Below are 20834 nucleotides of genomic sequence, written 5' to 3' on the forward strand. Positions count from 1 at the left end.
GATCACGCGGAGAGCGGCACCCGGCGTTACCCTGAACGCGGGGGCGAAGGGGCCGGATGGAACACACCAACTTCACATACGTCATCAAGCAGGTGGAGCTCGCCCTGCGCCCGTACATCGAGGGCGCGTGCGCCGCGGCCGGCATGACGACCGCGCAGTACACGGCGCTCACGGTGCTGGAGCGCCGGCCCGGCATCACCAGCTCGGAGCTGGCGCGACGTTCGTTCGTGCGCGCGCAGACAATGGCGCAGACGATGGACCCGATGCTGGAGACGGGCCTGGTGCGGCGCGAGCGCGACCCGGAGCACGCCCGGCGACTGCTGCTCTACCTCACCGACACCGGGGCCGCGGCGATCGCGCAGGCGCGGCCTCGCGTCGACGAGCTCGAGCAGCTGCTCATGAGCGAGTTCACCGACGAGGAGGGCGCGGCGTTCGCGGACTATCTGCGTCGCGTACGCCACGCCCTGCGCTCGGGGACCCCGGCCCTCGCGGAGAAGAGCTGACCAGACGGCTCGATCGGCTGCTCAGGCCGTCGCGGTGCGCAGACCGTACACGGACTCGTGCCACGGGATCACGAAGCGCTTGGCCTCGTTGACGATCAGGTACAGCACGAGGCCGATGAGCGACAACAGCAGGATCAGGGCGAACGTGCGCGCCGCGTCGAGAGAGTTCATCGCGCGCACGACCATGGCGCCCAGCCCCTCACTGCCGCCCAGGTACTCGCCGACGATCGCGCCGATGGTGGCCAGCACGATCGCGACCTCCATGCCGGCGAACAGGTAGGGCTGCAGGCTGCGCAGCTCGAGCTGCGTGAACGTCTGCGCGCGCGTCGCGTTGAGGCTCGTCATCACCTCGTGCTGGCCGCGCTCGACCGAGCGCACCCCCAGCAGCACGTTCAGCATGACCGGGAAGAACGCCAGCAGCGCGGCCAGCAGGATCTTCGAGGTCATGCCGAACCCGAACCAGATCACGAACAGCGGGATGAACGCGACCTTGGGCGCCACCTGCGCGATCACGATCAGGGGGCGGATGCTGACCTCGAGCCACGGGAGCTTGCCGAGCACGACGCCCACGATGATCCCGAGGACGACGGCGATCGAGAACCCGGCGAGGATCTCGATGACCGTGATCCCGGCCTCCTCCCACGTGGCGGGGTCGGTGACGAGCGTCACGAACGCCGCTCCGACGTCCGCCGGCGGCGGGAAGACGAACGGGTTGACGTTGCTGATCGTGACGAACAGCTGCCACGCGATGATCAGCAGGATGACCAGCGACGGCGTGACGATCCAGGGCAGCAGTTTGGCCATGCGGGTGCGCGGCACGTCATTCCTCCTCGTCGAGGTCGTGCCGGAGGGCACGCACGATGTCGTTGAACTCGGGCGTCGTCTGCAGGTCGACCGTCCGGGGCTTCTCGAAGTCCACCGGCAGGATCTGCCGGATGCGTCCGGGCCGGGGCGTCAGGTGCACGACGCGGTCGGCGAGGAACACCGCCTCGGGGATGTCGTGGGTGACGAACACCACCGTCGAGTTCGTCTCCAGCACGATGCGCTGCAGCTCGAGGTTCATCCGCTCACGGGTGAGCGCGTCCAGCGCCCCGAACGGCTCGTCCATGAGCAGCAGATCGGGCTCGGTGCTGAGGGCTCTGGCGATGGCGGCGCGCTGCCGCATCCCGCCCGAGAGCTCACGCGGGTACGAGTTCTCGAAACCCGCGAGCCCCACGAGGCCCGCGAGCTCGGCGGCGCGTGCGCGCCGCTCCGCCTTGCGCACGCCGCGGATCTTGAGCGGCAGCGCGATGTTGTCGAGCACGCTGAACCACGGGAACAGGTTGCTCTCCTGGAACACGAACCCGAGCCGCGTGACGGCGGATGCCTCGACCCTGCCGTCGCGCCACAGCTGACGGCCGTCCACGGCGATGGTGCCGCTGCTCGGCGCGAGCAGGCCGCCGATCATGCGCAGCAGCGTCGTCTTGCCGCATCCGGATCTTCCGATCAGGGCGACGAACTCGCCGATCCTGATGTCGAGGTCGATGCCCGACACCGCGTGGGTCACGCCGGCCTTGGTGTGGAAGTCCCGCCCGATCCCGCGGATCTGCAGCCGTGGGATGGGACGGTCGACCTCGGTGTCGGTCACGGGCGGAGCGAGAGTGTCGTTGCTCAAGGTGGGGGCCTCTCTTCGTCGGATGAGGATCACTCCGCGGGCAGCAGCTCGTCAGTGATCCAGTCGGTCGGGTCCTGTCCGCCCTCGAGCATGCCGGCGTCGACGTAGGCGTCATAGGTCGCCTGCCACGCGTCGAGGTTGTTCTCGAGCAGGCTCGCCTCACCAGACTGGTCCACCCACGTCTCGGTGGTGTAGACCTCGAGCGCCGCGGTTGCGACCGCGTCGTCCTCCAGTGCGGGGAATGCCCAGTCGCCGCTGTCGCGCAGCGTCTTCAGCACGTTCTCGAAGTCGTTCGGGGCGTCGTCGATGACGTCTTGCACCGCCTCCCGGATGGCCGCGAGGAAGGCCTGGATGTTCTCCGCCTTCTGCGGGTCCTCGATGTTGGACGCGGTCGTGAGCCAGGTCTGGATGTCGGGGGCCTCGCTGAGACCTGCGTCGTCGATCACCGCATCGTCGTTCTGCGCGCCGATTCCGATCGACGTGTCCAGGCTCACGATGTAGCCGTCGAGCTGACCCTGACGTACCACCTCGAGTGTCGCGGCCGTGACGGGAACCGCCTGCCGGGTCACCGAGTCCTGCGGAATGTCGGCAGCGCCCAGCGTGAGGTCGAGAATCTTCTCGCTCGTGCCGCCGACTGAGCCCATGCCGATGGTCTTGCCCTCCATGTCTTCGGGCGATTCGATCGGCGCGTCCTCCACCGACACCATGCGCAGGTTCGACTTGTACGCCATCGTGCCGACCGACCGGATCGGCTGCCCGTCCTCCATGGCGGGGAACACGTCCACGGTGCTGGCGCGCGTGATGTCGGCGGCGCCACCGAGCAGCGATTGGATCGCGGCGGAGGTGCCCTGCACCGGCTGCAGCTCGACATCGAGGCCGTGCTTCTCGAAGTAGCCGCCCGAGTACGCGAACATCTCGGGGGTGAACGTGAAGGACTCCAGCGGCAGGAAGGTGACGACCGTCATCGGCTTCAGCTCGGCGGGCTCGTCGCCTCCGCCGGCGGAGGCGGTGTCGGGCGTGCCGCCGGCGCAGCCGCTCAGAGCGAGGGCGCCTGCGGCGAGAAGTGCCGCCGCGGTGCGGATGATGCGCCGGCGAGACCGGGTTGCCGGGTGTGCGGTTGCCGTGGTCATATCTGACTCCTGTGTCGGATCTGCGTCCCCGCCGTTGCGGACGACGGCCTCGAGTCTTGTCAGTGCCGTCCGCGCTCTCCAGCGGGCTTTTCACTCATCGAAAGGGTGTCTCCGGCTCGTGTGAGGACGGCGACGGTTCCGGCATCCCCGTCCACGCGTACGAGGTCATCGGTGCGCACCGTGACGACCGGATCCGGCAGTGCTCCCACCACGGTGGGCACGCGCGTCACGATCGCGCCGAGGGCCGCCTTCGTGGTCATCACCGTGAACACCATCGCCGCGGGGGCGGTGCCGAGCAGACGGGTGCTCTGGAAGAACCCCGACCACCCCGACGACCCCTTCGCACCCGGAAACACCAGCACCTTGCCGGTGAAGCATACGCCGAACAGCTCGTGGCGCGGCTCGATGACGGTGCCCGTGGCGACGTCGATGCCGCCGAATCCCGAGATCGGCTCGCTGGTCACCAGGGCCGGCGCCTCGACGACGCCTCCGACGATTCCTCGCCCCTGCATCAGGATCATGCCGACAGTGCCCCGTGCCAGCGACCGGTGATGGCGGCGTCGATGCACTCCTGCAACGTGCCGAACCAGGCCTCGATGCCGAGGATCGCGGGCAGGTAGTGCGCCTGCTTCGCCGAGTCCGTCGCGAACACCCGCGTTCCGGGAGGCGCGGCGCGCGACATCGCGGGGCACGAGTCGGTGAGCACCTTGCCGCCGGCCGCCGTGATCGCGCGCGTGTAGCCGCTGCGGTCCGCGACCGAGCGCAGGGCCCGCGGCGTCATGACCCACAGCTCGGTGCCGGCGTGCAGGCGGCGCCCGTCGAGCAGCTGCGCGATCTCGGCCAGCTGGTCGAGCGACGCGTGCGGGCATCCGAGGAGGATGAAGTCCACGTCGTCGCTGTCGCCCTGACTGTTGAGCGCCTCGTACACCTCGCGGCGTGCCGCGCGGTCGTAGACGAGCGGCTCAGGCACGGCCGCGCCGCCGAACGCCGCGTCGAGGTCGGGCGCCTCGGGCGTGACTCCGGGCAGGTGGTACAGCTCGACCCCGCCCGAGGTCGCGGCCGCCGCGCCGAAGTGCTTGAGGTCCGCGAGGTCGGGCTGCCCGAGCGCACCCACCACCGCGGGTCGCGCCTCCTGCACCACGTCGCCCACGAAGTACCCGAGCATCCCCCAGTCCTGGAAGCTCTCGACGTCCACATCGGCGCGCACCAGGTGCGTGGCCGAGCGCTGGGCCGGATCGTGGTTGCCCCAGTAGGGGATGCGGCCGGTCAGCGCTGCGGCGCCGGTGGAGGCCGCGCCCTCGCAGTTCGTGCGGGCGCCCAGCACCGAGTTGCAGTAGACGACGGCCGAGGACTCCATCCACGCGCAGTGCTCGCCCCGGACCGGCAGATTGCCCACCTGGTAGGGCGTGCATGTCGCCAGGATGTTGACGCCCCGCTCGCTCACGAAGGCCTCGGCGTCCTCCTGCAGCGCGATGGACGAGTCGGGGTACGGGGTGAGTCCCGACGCATCGGTGCCGAACCCGTGCTGCAGCTGACACGTCGGCACCTTCATCCGCGGGATGTCGAGATCACGGTCGCAGTCGAGGTTGGTCACGGCGTACACCCGCGACCAGCCGCCCTCGGCGAACAGTGCCGCCTTCGCCGGAGACGGCTGCGTCATGGTGCCGGCGACGTTGCGGGTCTCGACGAGCCGCTCCGCCCCGAGCGCGTCGGCGTATCGGATGAGCAGGTCCATCGCCGCGGCGACCGCGTCGCCCTCGGCGCCGTCGCGCATCCGCTTCTCGTCGTCGGTCAGCAGCATGAGGCGCTCCCGTCAGTGGCCGCCGTCCGGCAGTTCGACCCGCTCCAGCGCGTACGGCGTCGGCTCGAGCGCCGTCGACATGATGGCCTCCATCACCCGCGTGGGCACCAGGCAGTCGGCGCAGGCCTCGGCCGTCGCGTCGATGCGCACCACGATGCGGTCCTCGGCGGTCGGCTCCCAGCTGAGCAGGTAGCCGTCCGCTGCCATCATCTCGGTGAACGGCGCGAGCGCGGCATCCACGTCCTTCTGCTTCGTCGCCTGCGGGCTGGTCGACTCGGTCATGAGCGGGCTCCGATCTTGCTGTACGAGTACGGGTTCTCTCGCGGCGGGTTGAGGGTGAACACCTCGACCACCGCCGAGACGCCCGCGTTGTCGGCGCCGGCGACCATGATCTGGATCGAGGTGGGGTGGCTCAGCACCCGTACGAGCGACGGATCGTCGGTGGCGCTGGCGGTATCGGGCATCGAATCCGGATGCTGCGACGACAGGCGCCACCTGCTCTTGCGCGACAGCGCGTCCTTGCCGACGGCCGAGAGCTCGTCGCGCGTGCGGGTGGCGTGCGCGAAGACGAACTGTCGCAGGTCGTCCTTGCTCCAGCCGGCCGTCGCGAACACGTCCGCGTGCTCGGGGGTGAGCACGAGCAGCGCGCTGGTGTACTCGTGGATGAGCGCGCCGGTGCGTCGGACGGTGTCGGCGAGGTCCAGCGCCAGCTGCTCGGGCTCGCTGGTGTGACGCGCCTCGATGTGCACGACCGAGCGGATGACGTACGCCGTCACGACGCTGTCGGACGCGTCGAAGCCGTAGTCCGTGTGCAGCGGCGCCCACGGGCTCTGCTCCTCGTTCTCGGCGATGCACGCCGAGTACTTCGCGGGTGTTCCCTGCGTGGCCTGGTCGAGGCGGTGCGGCTGCAGGCCGAACACGTTGATGCAGCCCAGCCGGATGGCGCGGCCGATCGTGGCGTTCGCGCGGAAGCCCGAGCCGAAGATGTTGCCCTGGCTGTTGAGGCCGATCTCGTCGCGGATGGGCCCGTTCACGACCAGGAACGGCGCCGTGCCGGTGGTGGACTGCCAGATGCCGCGCGCCGGGTGCGGCTCCTGCGCGATCGCCTCCCAGGCCGCCACGACGACCGGGAAGTACTCGGGCAGGCATCCCGCCATCGCCGCATTGATCGCGGCGAGACGCACCGTGAGGCTGCGGTTCAGGTGCGGGATGGTGAACAGCACGTCCGCGCTGTCGTGGGGCACCGTCGCAAGGAAGCGCTCCAGGTACGACTCCGTCACCGGGACGACGGGCAGGCCGTCGGTCCAGTCCTTGGCCCAGTAGTACTCCAGCACCTCCCGCACGCGGTCGGCGTCGACATCCGGTGCCGTCGTCACATCAAGGGTCGTCGACATGTCAGTCCTCCACTCCCAGGATCCGCAGTACTTCGGGCAGCGCCGCCAGCGCCCGCTCGCGCACCTGCTCGGCGGTCAGGCTGGCCATCGGGTGCGCCACGGCGTGGAAGTCGAAGCCCGGAAAGCCCTGAACAGCCGCCATGGCCCGGCCCGACATCAGGAACGAGTCCGACGTGATGCTCACGGTGGGCACGCCGGCGCGTTCGAGCAGGATGCCGTCGGCCACGGTCGCGGCGCTGCACGATCCGCAGTCGCCGACCGCCGTGATGACGACGTCGCACTCGTCGGCGATCCGCTCCAGCAGTTCCGCGGTGGCCGGGGTTCCGAAGTAGTCCTTCGTGTACAGCCGCGTCTCGCCCGCGCCGTACCGGCTCTGCAGCTCCGCGCCGATCTCCTCGAGCAGCAGCGTGGCGTTGGGCTTGGTGTTGTCGAGCAGCCCGATCCGCAGGCCGTTGAGCGTGACCGGGCGCGGGGAGAGCGTGCTCTCCTGCCCGGCCTCGTCGGTGCCGGTGGGATCGAGAAGCAGTTCGTGTATCGCCATGGCGAGTGCCTTCCGTCTTCGAACGTCGCGTCACTGTGACACGCGGCATCCGGGACGGTCCCCTGTGGTTTCCATACAGCGAAAAGCCGCGTCGCCGCCGGCCCAGCGGCACGGGATGCTGGAGACCGCAGCGCGCGCGGCCCCGGCCCGCGCGCACGGGACGAAGACGCCCAGGACGAAGACGGAGACAACGTGTCCACACCGCACTACAGCGACCTCTGGCAGGCCATCGCGCAGGCCGAGCCCGACCGTCCGGCCGTCATCACGCGCGACGAGACGGTGACGTACGGGCGCCTCGCCCGCGAGGCCGGGGCACTGGCTCGTCATCTGGTCGAGCGCGGGGTCGGCCAGGGGGACGCGGCGGCGATGCTGCTGTACAACAGGCCCGAGTTCCTCGCGTTCATGTGGGCATGCCTGTCGATCGGCGCGGCCCCGGTCGCGATCAACTACCGCTATCGCGCGGGCGAGGTGCGCGAGCTGCTGCAGGACTGCGAGACGAGGGTCCTGCTGACCACCACGTCGCTGTCCGAGATCGCGCACGACGCGAGCGACGGGCTCGACGTCCAGGTCGTCGAGATCGACGACGGTGACGGCGTGCACGGCGACGCCGTCGACTACGCGGACGTGATCGCCGCCGGCGGCGCCCTGCGGACCGTCGCCCCGCGCGGCGCCGAGCTGCGGCTGTACACCGGCGGCACGACGGGCCGGCCGCGCGCCGTGGTGTGGGACATGGACACGCTGCTCATCGCACGCCGGCAGTCGACATGGGGCATCATCGGCCTCACTCCGCCCGACGACCTCGACGGTGCGATCGCGATCGCCCTGGATCCGCAGACGCCCCGCGTGGTGACGCTGCTGCTGCCGCCGCTGCTGCACGGCACCGCCCAGTCCACGACCATGGCGACACTCGCGCTGGGCGGCACCGTGCTCATGCACGCCGCGCCGCGCATGGACATCGACGAAGCACTGAGGCTCGCACTCGCTCACCACGCGACGCGCATCGTCGTCGCCGGCGACGCCCTCGCGCTGCCGCTGGCCGAGGCCGCCGAGCGCCTGGGAACCGGGCTGCTCCACGTGCGCATGGTCATCAGCTCCGGCATGCGGTTCAGCGACGAGACCAAGCGGCGGCTGCACGCGCTCGGCGAGCTCACGATCGTCGACATGCTGGCCTCCAGTGAGGGTGGGCCGTTCGCGTTCGGCATCACGAACGGCGAGCAGGATCTGCCCACGCGACTGACCATGACGCCGGGCACCGTGCTGCTGGATGAGGACCTGAACGAGATCCAGGCGGATGCCGGTGCCCTCGGCATCCTGGCCTTCCGAGGGGTGCTCCCGAAGGGGTATCACGGCGACCCCGAGCGCACGGCGCAGGCGTTCCCCACGATTCGCGGCCACCGTTACGTGATGCCGGGCGATTGGGCCCGCGCCGACGGGACCGGCGGCATCGAGCTGCTCGGGCGGCTCAGCGCCGTGGTGAACACGGGTGGCGAGAAGGTGTTCCCGGGCGAGGTCGAAGAAGCGCTGCTCGCGCACCCCGCGGTGGACGATGCCGTCGTGTTCGGGCTGCCCGACTCCAGATTCGGCGAGGCTGTCAGCGCGATGGTGGCGCCGCGACCGGGTGCCACGATCGACGTGCCCCAGCTGCTCGCCTCGGTGTCGGAGCGCCTGGCGGGCTACAAGCGCCCGCGGCACCTGTTCGTGCGCGAGTCGCTCGAGCGCACGCCGACCGGCAAGGTGGAGCTGGCGCGCGTGAAGGCCGACGCGGCGAGCGAACTGGCCGCACGCGAGCCCGCGGCCCGCGCCAGCTGACTCACGCGTCGGCCAGGCCGAACCCGGCGGCGACGAGGGCGCGCGAGATCGACGTGGCGGTCAGCCGCACGAGGTGGATCACGTTCTTGGCGTCGACGCCCTGCTCGTCCAGCGCGAGCGACACCGCCGCCACGACGCTGCCGTCGGCACCGCGCACCGGGGCGGCGAAGCCGACGTGCACCTCGTCCACCTGCCGGTCGCTGACGGCGAAGCCCGTCCGCCGGATGTCGTCGAGGACGCGACGCAGGACGTCCGCGTCGGTGTAGGTGCGCGTCGTATAGGCGTCCAGGCCACGCGCCATGACGGCATCCTGCACCTCCACCGGTGCGTGGGCGAGCAGGACCATCCCGATCGCCGTCGCATGGAGGGGATACCGGCCACCGACGAGGGGGCGTCGGACGGGCCGTCTCGGGCTCTGGAAGCGCTCGATCGAGACGAGCTCGAGACCCTCGCGGATCGCCAGATGGCAGGCGTAGCCGGTCGTCTCGTACAGGTCCTGCATGTACGGGCGTGCGAGCCGCTGCAGCCCCACCGACCGCGGCGCCATGGACGCGACCTCCCACAGGCGCAGCCCGATGTTGTAGCGGCCGTCGGCGTCGCGTTCGAGCGCGCCCCACTCGGCGAGCCGCTGCACGATGCGGTAGCACGTGGCGATCGGCAGGCCGGTGCGACGGCTGATGTCGGACAGGGTCTGGCGCACGCGCCCACCCTGGAAGGTGCCGATGATGCTCAGCGCGCGATCGATGACGGAGCGGGGCGGACCGGCCGGATCGCCCCGCTCCGTCTCGTCATCGGGCGCGGTAGTTCTGTCGGGCATATGCCGAGTATGGCGCCGGCTGCACCGTCGCGCGGATCTGGACCTGCCGGTGCGGCTCGACCGCCGGCTTGAGCGAGTTGGGCTCCTCGCCCCACACCACGACGACGTCCGTACCGGGCTCGGCGTGCTCGGCATCGACACTGGCGAGCGAGACGAACGCGTGCTCGTTGGTGATGTAGCCGCAGTCGTGCGAGATGCCCACATCGGCGCCGTCGCGCAGCACGCGGTCGACCTGGTACTGGCCGTAGCGGGCCTTGGGGAACTCGAGGTACTTCGCGGGCAGGCCCGGCTCGAGGAGCGAGCGCTGCGCCGCGGCGACGTCGTCGGCGTCCCATACCAGCGTCACCTTCACTCGCTGCGCGGCGGCCGCGTGCTGCTCCAGGGCCGCGCGTCCGATGAACTCGTGGTCGAACGACACGCTGCGCCCGTATCCGAGGTCGTACGGCGTGAGGTAGTAGTCCTCGATGTCGTCCGAGACGAAGCTCCCTGCCAGCGAGCCGGCGCGCGTGGCCGGCAGCCACGCGAGGTACTCGGCCGACGCCTGCCCGGTGAAGATGGCGGGGAGCGGAGACGGCACCCACGCCGACTCGAGGTTCGCCGACGAGTACGCCTTCGCACCCACGCGCACGAGCCCGAACTCCTCGCCCGCGGCCAGGATGGCCTCGCGCACGACTTCGCCGTCGGCCCACGGTCCGAAGAGCTCGAAGCCGGGCTGCCCTGCCATTCCGTGCCGCAGGGAGCGCACGCGGACGCCGGCGATCGCGAAGTCCGCCATCCCGAAGAACTTCGTGGCCGGCACCGGGGCGCCGGTGAGCTTCTCCATCAGCGCGAGCGCGTTCGGACCCTGCAGCTCGTAGCGATAGAGCGTGGGGTCGCCCTCGCGCACCAGCGAGCTGCCGTCGCGCTCGAACGCGACGTCGTAGCCTCCGGTCTCGCCGTGGAACTGCAGCCAGTCGATCACCATGTGCCAGCCGACGAGGTCGTACGAGTCCTCGTCGAGGCGGAACAGGATCGCGTCGCCGATCAGGTAGCCCTCGTGGTTCACCGCGATGAACTGCTTGGCCGAGTTCACCGCGAAGTTCGCGAAGCTGTTGACCCCGACGTCCGAGAGCAGGCGCAGGGCATCCGGGCCCGAGACGAAGAGGTCGGTCATGTGGTGGGACTGGTCCAGCAGTGCCACCGATTCACGCCAGGACCGCTGCTCCGAGCGCCAGTTGGTGAACTCCGGTGTGACGGGGAACACCGTGGGGCGGGCCGGCGCGTTGCGCAGCAGCTCGACGGCCCCGCCGGTTCGGGCGATCGCCTCGGCGACGGACTCGGTCATGTGAACTCCTTCGGTCGGAGTCCACCGTAGTAAACGCTGGATAGAGAACAAGGCCTGAAAGATAATCATTGATTATGACCGTCGAAGGGATGCTTAGCCGATGGACCTGAACCTCATCCGCGTGTTCGTGGCGGTGTACGAGTCGCGCAGCCTGACGACGGCGGCACGGCGGCTCTACGTCACGCAGCCCGCGGTGAGCCAGGCGCTCGGCCGGCTGCGGCGCGAGCTCGACGACGCACTGTTCCGGCGGGCCGGCCGGACCATGGAGCCGACGCCGTTCGCCGACGCGGTCTATCCCGGCTTCCGCGAGGCGATCGCCGGCATCGACCGCACGCTCGACGCCGTCCACCGCTTCGACCCGGCGGATTCGCGCCGCCTGTTCCGCATCGCTCTGTCGGAGCTGGGCGAGATCGGATGGTTCCCCTCGATCCTCACCACGGTGCGGGCCGAGGCGCCCGACGTGCGCCTCGAGGTCGTGACCCTCGATCCGGCGTCCCTTCCGGACTGGCTGGCGCGCGGCACCGTCGACCTCGCGATCACGACCGCGACGATGCCGGCCGCATTCGATCGGGTGCTCGTGAAGTCACAGCCCTATGCCGCCGTGATGTCGACGCGCAATCCACTCGCCGGCGGCACGCTCGACCTCGACACGTACGCGCAGGCGGCGCACGTCACCGTCGCGAGCGATTCCGGCCGGCCGATGCTCGAGGCCGCCCAGCGTCGCGCGGGCGTCGTGATCCAGCCGCAGGTCGCGGTGTCGCACTTCGCGACGCTTCCTCCGGTGCTCGCGGCCGATCCCGGACTGGTCGCCACGCTGCCCGACATGATCGCGGCCGGGTGGGCGCAGACCTGGCCGATCTCGCTGACGCCGCTGCCCTTCGACATGCCGCCCGTCGAGCTCTACCTCTATCGCCGCGCGACCAGTCAGCAGACCGGCGCGCTCGACTGGCTCTTCTCCACCGTGGCCCGTGCCGTGCGCGGCTCGACGGGCCAGTTCTTCGTGATCCACGGCGACTCCGGCGCGACGCCGCGTTGACGGAAGCAGCACGCACGGATGCCCCGGCTCGGCCGTGGTCGACAGGCCGGGGCATCCGGTCTCCCGTCAGTCCGTCACGCAGGTGAAGCTGGACGCGGCGGCCGGGTCAGTACCGGTGTACTTCGGCCACGCCGGATACTCGCACATCGGACGCGTGCGTCCCGCGGTTGCGGCGTTCGCGTCGACGCTGACGAGGTTCTCGGGCGCCTGCCTGTTCTCGACCCAGTCCATGAGTGCAGGAAGGGCGTCGTAGGTCGCGGAGTACGGGCCGAACCCGTGCGAGAACCCGGGCATCTCGTAGTACCGCAGGAAGCCGTCGAGCTTCTTCTCGCTGAATGCCGACACCTGCCTTTCGTAGAACGCGCGGGTGTTCTCGGGCAGCACGCCGTCATCGGCGAGCCCGGTGGTGAGGATCATCTTCCCGCCGCGCCGGGCGAAGGCCGACAAATCGACGGACGTGCTGTCGAGCACCTCGCCGACCTCCTGGATGCGATCCGACCACTCGTCGAGGTCGAACGTCCGCACGTCGTAGCCAGGATCGCGGGTCACGATGTTGGTGGCGATGGCACTCAGCACCGAGTAGTGGAAGGCCTCTTGTCCGCTCGCCGGATGCGCCGGCTGAGGCACTGTGCCGAGGGTGAAGCGGTCGTATGTGCCGCCGTAGTAGATCGGGCTCGCCGGAACGATGCTGTTCCCCTCGATGGCGAACCCGAGGTCGTGCTCGCTCGCGATGGCATCTGCCGTCTCGATCTGCTCGTCCGACAAACAGGTGTCGCCGCCGTCCGCTCCGTCGGGACAGCGCAGCGTCGTGATGTCGAACGTCTCCAAACAACCGCCGGTGTCTGAGATGACGCCATCCTCGAGGCCGTCGAGGCCGTCGCAGGTGTCGTACACGGACTGCACGATGAGCTGCGTTTTCGCGGGGTTGAGCCAGCCGGCGCCCCCGTCCCGATACAGGTTGTCGCGGAACGTCGCGCCGATCCCCGCGTGCATCATCGCGACGTTGTAGGCGGGCGTTCCGGCGACGACACCGTCGTAGTCCTCGGGATACAGACCTGCGGCATTGATCGCCTCATGACCGCCCTGCGAGAACCCGATGAAGTAGAAATAGCGCGGCTTCGTCTTGTATGTCTCCTTGATGAGCGCGACCGCCGCATCGTGCGTCTTCTTGATCGAGTCCGTGCCGTAGTTGACGAGAGCCTCGTCATTCAGCCCGAAGGAGGAGTCGAATCCCGCGCCCTTGTGGCCCCCGTCGGACCCGAGGGTCACGAAGCCCTGCTCGAGGGGCGACGGCTGACCCGCTGGCTGCAGGCGGTATGGTCCGAGCCCGGTGACGAGGCTGCCGTTGTAGCCGCCCCCGCCCATCTGCAATGCGCGCTGATTCCAGTTCGCCGGGAGGTTGACCTGGAACTCGATCGGCGGAGCCTCGGGATCGACGGGATGGATGTCGCCGACCACACGGCAATGCCCGCCGCCCTCGTCGACCCACGTGGCGCTCGTGACCTCGGCGCCGGTGGTGGGCAGCTCGATCTTGCGATCGGGCATCGTGAGACCTGCCAGTGCGGCGCACTTCTCCGCGGTGATTCCGGGCCGGTCCCGGTGGGTTGCGGGATCCAAACCCGCCCCCGCCGTCAGCATGGTCGCTCCGAGCACGAGGGCTCCGATTGCGGCCGTCGTGATCGTGATCCTTCTTCGCATGACAACTCCTCACTGAGTTCCACTGCGGGCCTTCATAGCCCCGCGGCCGAGCCTAGGGCGGATGCCACGCAAAATCGTTAACAATTCTGGAGATGAGAGTGGTCTCACCTTTCGCACTGGTGCACGAAGAAGGCGGGGCCGGATGCCGCAGCAGCCGTCGCTCATCGAGCGAATGGAGTTATCCACAGGTTCGACGGTGAGTCTGCCGAATGTCGGGCGTATCTCGTACATTTGTTCTATGACAGATCACCTCGCTCCCCTCGCTGCGGCGGTGGATTCCGCGCGCGGAGTGTGGGGCGAGCAGGCGATCGAGTCGCTGCCGCCCGGCGCGTTGATGAAGCTGATGGAAGGGCTGTCCGAGGCACAGCGGCTGCTCGACGCCGGCAGGGCGCGCGTCGCGGCCGAGATCGCCCGGCAGTCGCGACCCGAGCTCGGGCCCGCCGGGCTGGCGAAGACGCAGGGCTTTCGCAACCCCACGGCGCTCATCGCCTCGGTGACCGGCTCCGGTTCGGGCGAAGCGTCCCGGCTGGTGAAAGTCGGCGAGGCCACCGCGCCGCGCATGACACTGTCGGGCCAGCAGAAGCCTGCCCGCCACCCGTTCGTCGCCGAGGCGCTGGCGGCCGGGCGCATCGGCTCCCCCGCCGCGAGCGCCATCGTCACCATGCTCGACCGGGTCGCGTTGCGCGCCGACCCTACGGCCATCGCCGAAGCCGAACGCACCCTCGTTGAGAAGGCGCCGGGACTGGGGGCCGACCAGTTCGCCAAGCTCGTCACCCGCGCCGAGGCGTTCCTCGACCCCGCCGGCGTCACCCGCCGCGAAGACGAACTGCGCGCCGACCGGGCCACCCACATGTACGAAGACCGCCACGGCATGCTCGTGGTCAACAGCAAGTTCGACCCCGAGCACGCCGCTCCCGTCAAGGCCTATATCGACACGTACGTCACGGCCCAGCTCGCCGCGCAGCGGGATGAGAACGCACCGGATGCTGCGCGCCCGACGATCCCGCAGATGCAGGCCGACGCGCTCACCCTTCTGGCTGCGCATGCGCTCGGCTGCGCGAGCAGTGACCTCCCCGTCCAGGGCGCCACCGTGGTCGTGCGTATCGACCACGCCGACCTCGTGAACGAGACCGGATACGCCGCCATCGACGGGCTCACGCAGCCGGTCTCGGTGGCCACCGCGCGGCGCATGGCGGGTGGTGGCGGCATCATCTCCTGCGTCCTCGGCAGTGAGAGCGAAATCCTCGACTGGGGACGCCGTAAGCGCCTGTTCACCGAGCCGCAGAAGCTCGCACTCGTCGAACGGGACGGCGGCTGCGCCATGTGCGGCGCCCCACCCTCTCATACCAAGGCCCACCACCTCAGATGGTGGGCCAGGGACGCTGGACCCACAGACCTCTCCAACGGGGTACTGCTCTGCGAGTCCTGCCATCACCGGATCCACGACAACGGCTGGGACATCCGCATCGCCGGCGCCGGAACTCGTGCAAAGGTCTGGTTCCTCCCACCCGCACACGTCGACGCCGCCCGAACCCCTCGCCTCGGCGGCCGGGCCCGCTTCGACTACGCCGCGTAACCCGTGTGCAGTTGAGCGAGCGAGATGAGCCGAACCCCCAGCCCGCTCGTTGAGCGAACGATGGACCTATGCGGCCGGAGGATCTGCGGATCGCGCCTGCACCCACGCGGCCGGAGGATCCGCTGATCGCGCCTGCACCCAGGCGGCCGGAGGCTCCGCCCGACGCGCGAGCGGCGAGGGGATGGAGCGTGGGGACGAGACGAAATGCCCCGAACCACCGGTCGACACCACGCTCAGGGCGTTCGCCTCTTCGCTGCGGTCCGCGCCCGACGACCGGGGGCGACAGTCTCCCCCACACGGCCCTCGGTCCTGAAACGAAGGGCGGATGCCTCGGCCCGCGGCTTCGCCGGGTCGAGGCATCCGCCCTCGTTCGTATGGTCAGGCAGCGCCGGTGGTGCGCCAGCCGCCGTGGTACTCGGTGCGGGCCGTCTCGGCGTACGGCACGGGGCTCACCACGGCGCGCACGGCGATCTGCTCGTGCGGCTCGACGGTGGCCTTGCCCGAGCCGCCGTCCGGCTCGCCCCACACCACGCGCACCTCGGCGCCGATCGGCACGTCGCGGTCGACGGTCGCCAGCGACAGGCCGCGCTTCTCGTTCGCCGTGACGCCGGTGAACAGCGACAGACCGACGTTGTTGCCGTCGGCGTCGATGACGGCGTCGTAGTTCGATGAACCGTAGTTGGCGTTCGGCAGGTCGAAGAACTGGTAGCCGGGGCCCTCACGGTCGATGACGGAGGCGAGGATCTTGGCGAGGTCCTCGTCGTTCCACGCCAGCGTGACCTTCTTGCGCTGCTGCTCGGGCTCGATCTTCTCCAGCGCGTCGCGGCCGATGAAGTCGTGGTCGAACTTCACGAACGACCCGTAGCCCAGCTCCCAGGGGTTGAGGTAGTAGTCCTCGATGTCGTCCGACACGAACGAGCCGGCGAGCGCGTTGATCGCCTCGTAGCTGTTCGCGGGCAGCCACTCACGGTATGCGCGCTCGGCCTCGCTGGAGTAGATCGCCGGCAGCGGCGAGGGGATCCAGCCCGACTCGAGCGTGTTCGACGAGTAGGCGCGCGAGCCGCACGGCTCGATGCCGAACTCGCGACCGGCCTCGAGGATCGCGTCGCGGATCTTGCCGTGCTGCTCGTACGGACCCCACAGCTCGAGGCCCGGGGCGCCGGCCATGCCGTGACGCAGGGTGCGCACCTGCTCGCCGGCGATGGTCATGTGCCCCATGTGGAAGAACTTGACCTTGTCGACCGTGCCGCCGGCGAGCTTCTCGATGATCGCCCACGCGTTCGGGCCCTGGATCTGGAAGCGGTAGTACTCGCGGTTCACCGCGGCGCCGTAGGGGCGCGACGGGGAACGGTCGTCGTAGCGGGTCTCGACGTCGTAGCCGCCGGTCGCGGCGTGGAACTGCAGCCAGTTCGCACCCGGCGCGCGGCCCACGTACACGTAGTCGTCCTCCGCCTCGCGGAAGAGGATGCCGTCGCCGATCACACCGCCGTTGGAGGCGGTGGGCACGAACTGCTTGGCCGTGTCGACGGCGAAGTTCGCGAACGAGTTGATGCCGGTGTCGCTGAGCAGCTTCAGCGCGCCGGGTCCGGACATGAAGAAGTTGACCATGTGGTGCGACTGGTCGTAGAGCACGGCGGCTTCGCGCCAGGCCTTCTGCTCGCGCCGCCAGTTGGAGAACTCGGCGGGAACGACGGGGTAGATGTACGTACCCAGCTGCGAGTTGCGCAGCAGTTCGACGGTGTTCCCGGAGTCGTCCAGCAGCTCCTGGAGGTTCTCGGCCATGTAGGTCTCCTCGACTTCCTTGTCTTTCACGTGCATGAGATCGTACGGGCCTCGAATACCTATGTACAGAGGGAAATTTCCCGTCGCCAAGATTGTAGACATAATCTTGACCATTGCGCCAGAGGTGTGGTTCGCTGGGGCCCATGTCAGACAGCGCCAACACTCTCCTGGTCGTCAGCGCGCACGCCGGAGACTTCGTCTGGCGGGCCGGTGGAGCCATCGCGTCCGCGACGATGCGCGGCGAGCGCGCCGTGGTCGCTTGCCTCTCCTACGGCGAGCGCGGTGAGTCCGCCAGCCAATGGCTGCAGGGCAAGAGCCTCGACGAGATCAAGGCGATCCGCCGCGGCGAGGCCGAGGCGGCGGCAGCCGCCCTGGGCGCAGAGATCGAGTTCCTCGACATCGGGGACTACCCGCTCGTCGAGTCCCGAGAGTCGGTCTCGCGGCTGGTCGACGTGTACCGGCGCGTGCAGCCGACCATCGTGCTGACCCATACGCTCCACGACCCCTACAACGGCGATCACCCGGCGGCCGCCCGCATGGCGCTCGAGGCCCGCGTGCTCGCCCAGGCGATCGGGGTGGCGAACTCGGACGGCTCGTTCCCGACCAAGGACGACATCATCGGGGCGCCCCCGGTCTTCTTCTTCGAGCCGCACCAGCCCGAGCAGTGCGACTTCACCCCCAACGTCCTCCTCGACATCACCGACGCCTTCCCCCGCAAGCGCGCCGCGATGGAGTGCCTGCCCGCACAGAAGCACATGTGGTCGTACTACACCGACCTCGCCGTCCGCCGCGGCGTGCAGGTCAAGCGCAACGCCGGCCCGAATCTCGGCCTGCCGCACGAGACCATGGGCGAGGCGTACATGCGCTACTTCCCCCAGGTGACCGGGGTCCTTTCATGAAGGCGGTGCGCGCATGACCGGCCCGGTCGTCGTCACCGACATCGAGAGAGCGGATGCCGCGACCGCGGCCGCGCTCGGAGTGCACGGCGTCGCGACCGTCCACGAGGCCATGGGCCGCACGGGCCTCGTCGGCCCGGGCATCCGCCCCATCCAGGACGGCGCGCGCATCGCGGGCACGGCCGTCACGGTGCTGTGCTGGCCCGGCGACAACCTGATGATCCACGCGGCCGTCGAACAGTGCCGCGAGGGCGACCTCCTCGTCGTCACGACGACCTCGCCCTCGGTGGACGGAGCGTTCGGCGAGCTCTTCGCCACCGCACTGCAGGCCCGCGGGGTGCGAGGTCTCGTCACGACGACCGGCGTGCGCGACGTCGTGGATCTGCGGGCGATGAGCTTCCCGGCGTGGTCCGGCGCAGTGTTCGCCCAGGGTACGGTCAAGGCGACACCCGGCTCGGTCAACGTGCCGATCGTGGTCGGCGGTGTCACCGTCCACCCGGGCGACGTCATCGTCGCCGACGACGACGGCGTGCTGTGCGTGCCGCGCGCCTCCGCCGCAGACGCCCTGACGGCGTCGGACGCACGCGTCGCCAAGGAGGAGGCCGACCGCCAGGCGTATCGCTCGGGCGAGCTGAGCCTGGACCGCAAGGGTCTGCGGGGTCTGCTCACCGACCTCGGCGTGACGTACGTGACGCAACGCGAGCACCTCTCGGCGGCCGGCGATGAGCCCCGCTGACCCGAGCTCTGCGGATGCCGTGCGCGACGGCATCCGGTGCATGCTCATGCGTGGCGGCACCTCGAAGGGCGCGTTCTTCCTGGCGAGCGATGTTCCGGCCGACCCGGCCGCGCGCGACGACCTGCTGCTGCGGATCATGGGCACGCCCGACCCGCGGCAGATCGACGGGATCGGCGGCGCCCACCCGCTCACGAGCAAGGTCGCGATCGTGGCGCCGTCGACGATGGACGGCGTCGACATCGACTACCTGTTCCTGCAGCTGGGCGTCGAGCAGGCGACCGTGGCAGACGCGCAGACGTGCGGCAATCTGCTGGCCGCAGTGGGACCGTTCGCCGTCGAGCGTGGTCTGATCGCTGCGACCGGCGAGCGCACCACCGTCCGCATCCGCCTGCTCAACACCGGCGACATCGCGACATCGCAGTTCGCGACCATCGACGGGCGTCCCGACTACGACGGCGAGCCCGGCACCGAGGGGACCGTCGCGATCGACGGCGTGCCCGGGTGGGCATCGGCGATAGACCTGGAGGTCGGCGGCGGCCCCGAAAAGCCGCTGCTGCCGACCGGGCGCGCAGTGGACGAACTCGACGGGCATCGCGTCACGCTCATCGACAACGGGATGCCGGTGGTGCTCGTCCGCGCGGATGAGCTCGGCGTCACCGGCGTCGAGTCGCCGGCCGAGCTCGAAGCGGACGCGGCCCTCGCCTCCCGCGTGGAACGGATCCGACTCGAAGCCGGCCCGCTCATGGGACTCGGCGACGTCTCGGGCCAGACCGTGCCGAAGGTGATCCTCGCGTCACCGGCGCGCGGCGGCGGGGCGATGTCGACGCGGGCCTTCATCCCGGCGCGCGTGCACACCTCGATCGGCGTCCTGATGGCGGCATCCGTCGCCGCGGCCGTGCAGGTTCCCGGGACCGTCGCCTTCGAGATCGCCGCTGACTCGGGCGCCGACGTGAGCGGCGGGACCACGCCCATCGAGCATCCGGGCGGCACCTTCCCCGCGCGCGTGCACGTCACCCGCGACGCCGGTGGCACGTGGCGCGCGACGTCACTGTCGCTGCGCACCGCCCGCAGGCTGTTCGACGGCGTCGTGTTTCCGCGAGCGCGCCGCTAGACGGCATCCGTCCCTTCCCGTCCAGCGCAGATCCCAGACCCGTCACTATCGTCACCGTCAGAGAGGACGCCCCATGACCGCTCACACGTCGTTCGACGTCGCCCACCTCGCCAACGTCGAGCTGCTCACCCCCAAGCCCGCCGAGAGCCGCTGGTTCTTCGAAGAGCTCCTCGCGATGCGCGTCGTCGCCGAAGAGGGCGACTCGGTGTACCTGCGCACGTGGGACGAGTACCAGCTCTACACGATCAAGCTGACGGCGTCGGATGCCGCGGGCATCGGTCGCACGTCGTTCCGGGCCTCCTCCGCCGATGCCCTGGAGCGCCGGGTGGCGGCGATCGAGGCGGCCGGGCTCGGCGAGGGATGGGTGGACGGCGAGGTCGGCACGGGTCGCACCTTCCTGTTCCGCGACCCCGACGGCCACTCGATGGGCATCTACTACGACACCGAGCGCTATGTCGCCGGCGACGAGGATCGCCCGGCGCTCAAGAACCAGGCGTCACGGTTCCCCGGTCGCGGCGTGAACGCCCGGCGCCTCGACCACATCAACTACCTCGCGAAGGATGTCGAGGCCAACGGCGAGTTCCTCGCCACCGCACTCGGCATGCGCGAGTCCGAGCGGATCCGCCTCGACACCGGCAAGTTCGCCGCGTGGTGGTTCCACTTCTCGCTGAAGTCATACGACGTCGTGTACTCCGACGACTGGACCAAGCACGGCAACCGCCTGCACCACATCGCGTTCGCGCCCGACACGCGCGAGGACATCCTCAAGGCCGCCGACATCTTCCTCGAGAACGGCATCCACATCGAGTCCGGCCCGCACAAGCACGCCATCAACCAGACGTTCTTCCTGTACGTGTGGGAGCCGGGCGGCAACCGCATCGAGTTCGCGCAGGCCGGCGCGCGCCTCCTGCTGGACCCCGACCAGCCCGTCGTGGAGTGGTCCGAGGCCGAGCGCAAGAAGGGTCAGGCCTGGGGCATGAAGACCATCGAGACGTTCCACACCCACGGCACGCCGCTCGTCTGACC

Annotated in this window: 20 protein-coding genes; 8 read left to right on the top strand and 12 right to left on the bottom strand. The window is 69.8% G+C overall.

The window, feature by feature from the left end:
- The first annotated feature begins 56 nt into the window (after positions 1-56).
- Positions 57-503: a MarR family winged helix-turn-helix transcriptional regulator gene (locus HF576_RS12080; protein WP_168913088.1), complete on the top strand. Its 447-nt coding sequence runs from the start codon at positions 57-59 to the stop codon at positions 501-503.
- A gap of 21 nt (positions 504-524) precedes the next feature.
- On the opposite strand, the gene HF576_RS12085 is transcribed toward HF576_RS12080, so the two are convergent.
- The 8 genes from HF576_RS12085 to HF576_RS12120 are packed head-to-tail and all read right to left on the bottom strand — an operon-like array spanning position 525 to position 7023.
- Positions 525-1322 carry an ABC transporter permease subunit gene (locus HF576_RS12085; RefSeq protein WP_205835224.1) on the bottom strand — a complete coding sequence of 266 codons (798 nt, stop codon included), beginning with the start codon at positions 1320-1322 and terminating at the stop codon, positions 525-527.
- A gap of 1 nt (position 1323) precedes the next feature.
- Complete coding sequence (locus HF576_RS12090; protein WP_205835225.1) at positions 1324-2157, bottom strand: ABC transporter ATP-binding protein; 834 nt, start codon at positions 2155-2157, stop codon at positions 1324-1326.
- A 29-nt stretch (positions 2158-2186) separates the two neighbouring features.
- Positions 2187-3287 (bottom strand): ABC transporter substrate-binding protein, encoded by a 1101-nt coding sequence (locus HF576_RS12095; RefSeq protein WP_168913089.1) that lies wholly within the window; start codon positions 3285-3287, stop codon positions 2187-2189.
- A gap of 59 nt (positions 3288-3346) precedes the next feature.
- On the bottom strand, positions 3347-3808 hold the full coding sequence (locus HF576_RS12100; protein WP_168913090.1) for an aconitase X swivel domain-containing protein: 462 nt from the start codon (positions 3806-3808) through the stop codon (positions 3347-3349).
- Positions 3805-5088, bottom strand: coding sequence for an aconitase X (locus tag HF576_RS12105; RefSeq protein ID WP_168913091.1), 1284 nt, complete (start codon positions 5086-5088; stop codon positions 3805-3807). The genes HF576_RS12100 and HF576_RS12105 overlap by 4 nt, the downstream gene beginning before the upstream one ends.
- A 12-nt stretch (positions 5089-5100) precedes the next feature.
- Positions 5101-5370: a hypothetical protein gene (locus HF576_RS12110; protein ID WP_168913092.1), complete on the bottom strand. Its 270-nt coding sequence runs from the start codon at positions 5368-5370 to the stop codon at positions 5101-5103.
- Entirely contained in the window at positions 5367-6482 is a 1116-nt protein-coding gene (locus HF576_RS12115; protein WP_168913093.1) for a hypothetical protein, read from the bottom strand. Before HF576_RS12115 ends, HF576_RS12110 begins: the two co-directional genes overlap by 4 nt.
- A 1-nt stretch (position 6483) precedes the next feature.
- Positions 6484-7023, bottom strand: coding sequence for a UGSC family (seleno)protein (locus HF576_RS12120; protein ID WP_168913094.1), 540 nt, complete (start codon positions 7021-7023; stop codon positions 6484-6486).
- A 192-nt stretch (positions 7024-7215) separates the two neighbouring features.
- Here HF576_RS12120 and HF576_RS12125 point away from each other — a divergent pair, with 192 nt between their 5' ends.
- Positions 7216-8832: an AMP-binding protein gene (locus HF576_RS12125; protein ID WP_168913095.1), complete on the top strand. Its 1617-nt coding sequence runs from the start codon at positions 7216-7218 to the stop codon at positions 8830-8832.
- Between the two features lies 1 nt (position 8833).
- Here the strand turns inward: HF576_RS12125 and HF576_RS12130 are convergent, their stop codons facing one another.
- Positions 8834-9649 (bottom strand): IclR family transcriptional regulator, encoded by an 816-nt coding sequence (locus HF576_RS12130; protein WP_168913096.1) that lies wholly within the window; start codon positions 9647-9649, stop codon positions 8834-8836.
- Positions 9621-10973: an aminomethyl transferase family protein gene (locus HF576_RS12135; RefSeq protein WP_168913097.1), complete on the bottom strand. Its 1353-nt coding sequence runs from the start codon at positions 10971-10973 to the stop codon at positions 9621-9623. Before HF576_RS12135 ends, HF576_RS12130 begins: the two co-directional genes overlap by 29 nt.
- A 100-nt stretch (positions 10974-11073) precedes the next feature.
- Between HF576_RS12135 and HF576_RS12140 the strand changes: the two genes are divergently transcribed.
- Entirely contained in the window at positions 11074-12009 is a 936-nt protein-coding gene (locus HF576_RS12140; protein WP_168913098.1) for a LysR family transcriptional regulator, read from the top strand.
- A gap of 66 nt (positions 12010-12075) precedes the next feature.
- Here HF576_RS12140 and HF576_RS12145 read toward each other — a convergent pair whose 3' ends face one another.
- Complete coding sequence (locus tag HF576_RS12145) at positions 12076-13707, bottom strand: tannase/feruloyl esterase family alpha/beta hydrolase (protein WP_168913099.1); 1632 nt, start codon at positions 13705-13707, stop codon at positions 12076-12078.
- Between the two features lie 238 nt (positions 13708-13945).
- Here HF576_RS12145 and HF576_RS12150 point away from each other — a divergent pair, with 238 nt between their 5' ends.
- Positions 13946-15283 (top strand): HNH endonuclease, encoded by a 1338-nt coding sequence (locus tag HF576_RS12150; protein WP_168913100.1) that lies wholly within the window; start codon positions 13946-13948, stop codon positions 15281-15283.
- A gap of 378 nt (positions 15284-15661) precedes the next feature.
- Here HF576_RS12150 and ligM read toward each other — a convergent pair whose 3' ends face one another.
- Complete coding sequence (ligM, locus tag HF576_RS12155; RefSeq protein WP_168913771.1) at positions 15662-17065, bottom strand: vanillate/3-O-methylgallate O-demethylase; 1404 nt, start codon at positions 17063-17065, stop codon at positions 15662-15664.
- A 143-nt stretch (positions 17066-17208) separates the two neighbouring features.
- Between ligM and HF576_RS12160 the strand changes: the two genes are divergently transcribed.
- The 4 genes from HF576_RS12160 to HF576_RS12175 all read left to right on the top strand — a co-directional run bounded on the left by HF576_RS12160 (position 17209) and on the right by HF576_RS12175 (position 20832).
- On the top strand, positions 17209-17964 hold the full coding sequence (locus HF576_RS12160; RefSeq protein WP_168913101.1) for a PIG-L deacetylase family protein: 756 nt from the start codon (positions 17209-17211) through the stop codon (positions 17962-17964).
- Positions 17965-17977: 13 nt separating this feature from the next.
- Positions 17978-18697, top strand: coding sequence for a 4-carboxy-4-hydroxy-2-oxoadipate aldolase/oxaloacetate decarboxylase (locus HF576_RS12165; RefSeq protein ID WP_168913102.1), 720 nt, complete (start codon positions 17978-17980; stop codon positions 18695-18697).
- Positions 18684-19808, top strand: a complete 1125-nt coding sequence (locus HF576_RS12170) for a PrpF domain-containing protein (protein ID WP_168913103.1) — start codon at positions 18684-18686, stop codon at positions 19806-19808. The genes HF576_RS12165 and HF576_RS12170 overlap by 14 nt, the downstream gene beginning before the upstream one ends.
- 73 nt (positions 19809-19881) lie before the next feature.
- Positions 19882-20832: a VOC family protein gene (locus tag HF576_RS12175; RefSeq protein ID WP_168913104.1), complete on the top strand. Its 951-nt coding sequence runs from the start codon at positions 19882-19884 to the stop codon at positions 20830-20832.
- The last annotated feature ends 2 nt before the right edge of the window (positions 20833-20834 follow it).

It is taken from the genome of Microbacterium salsuginis, from assembly GCF_012524205.1.
GTDB lineage: Bacteria > Actinomycetota > Actinomycetes > Actinomycetales > Microbacteriaceae > Microbacterium > Microbacterium salsuginis.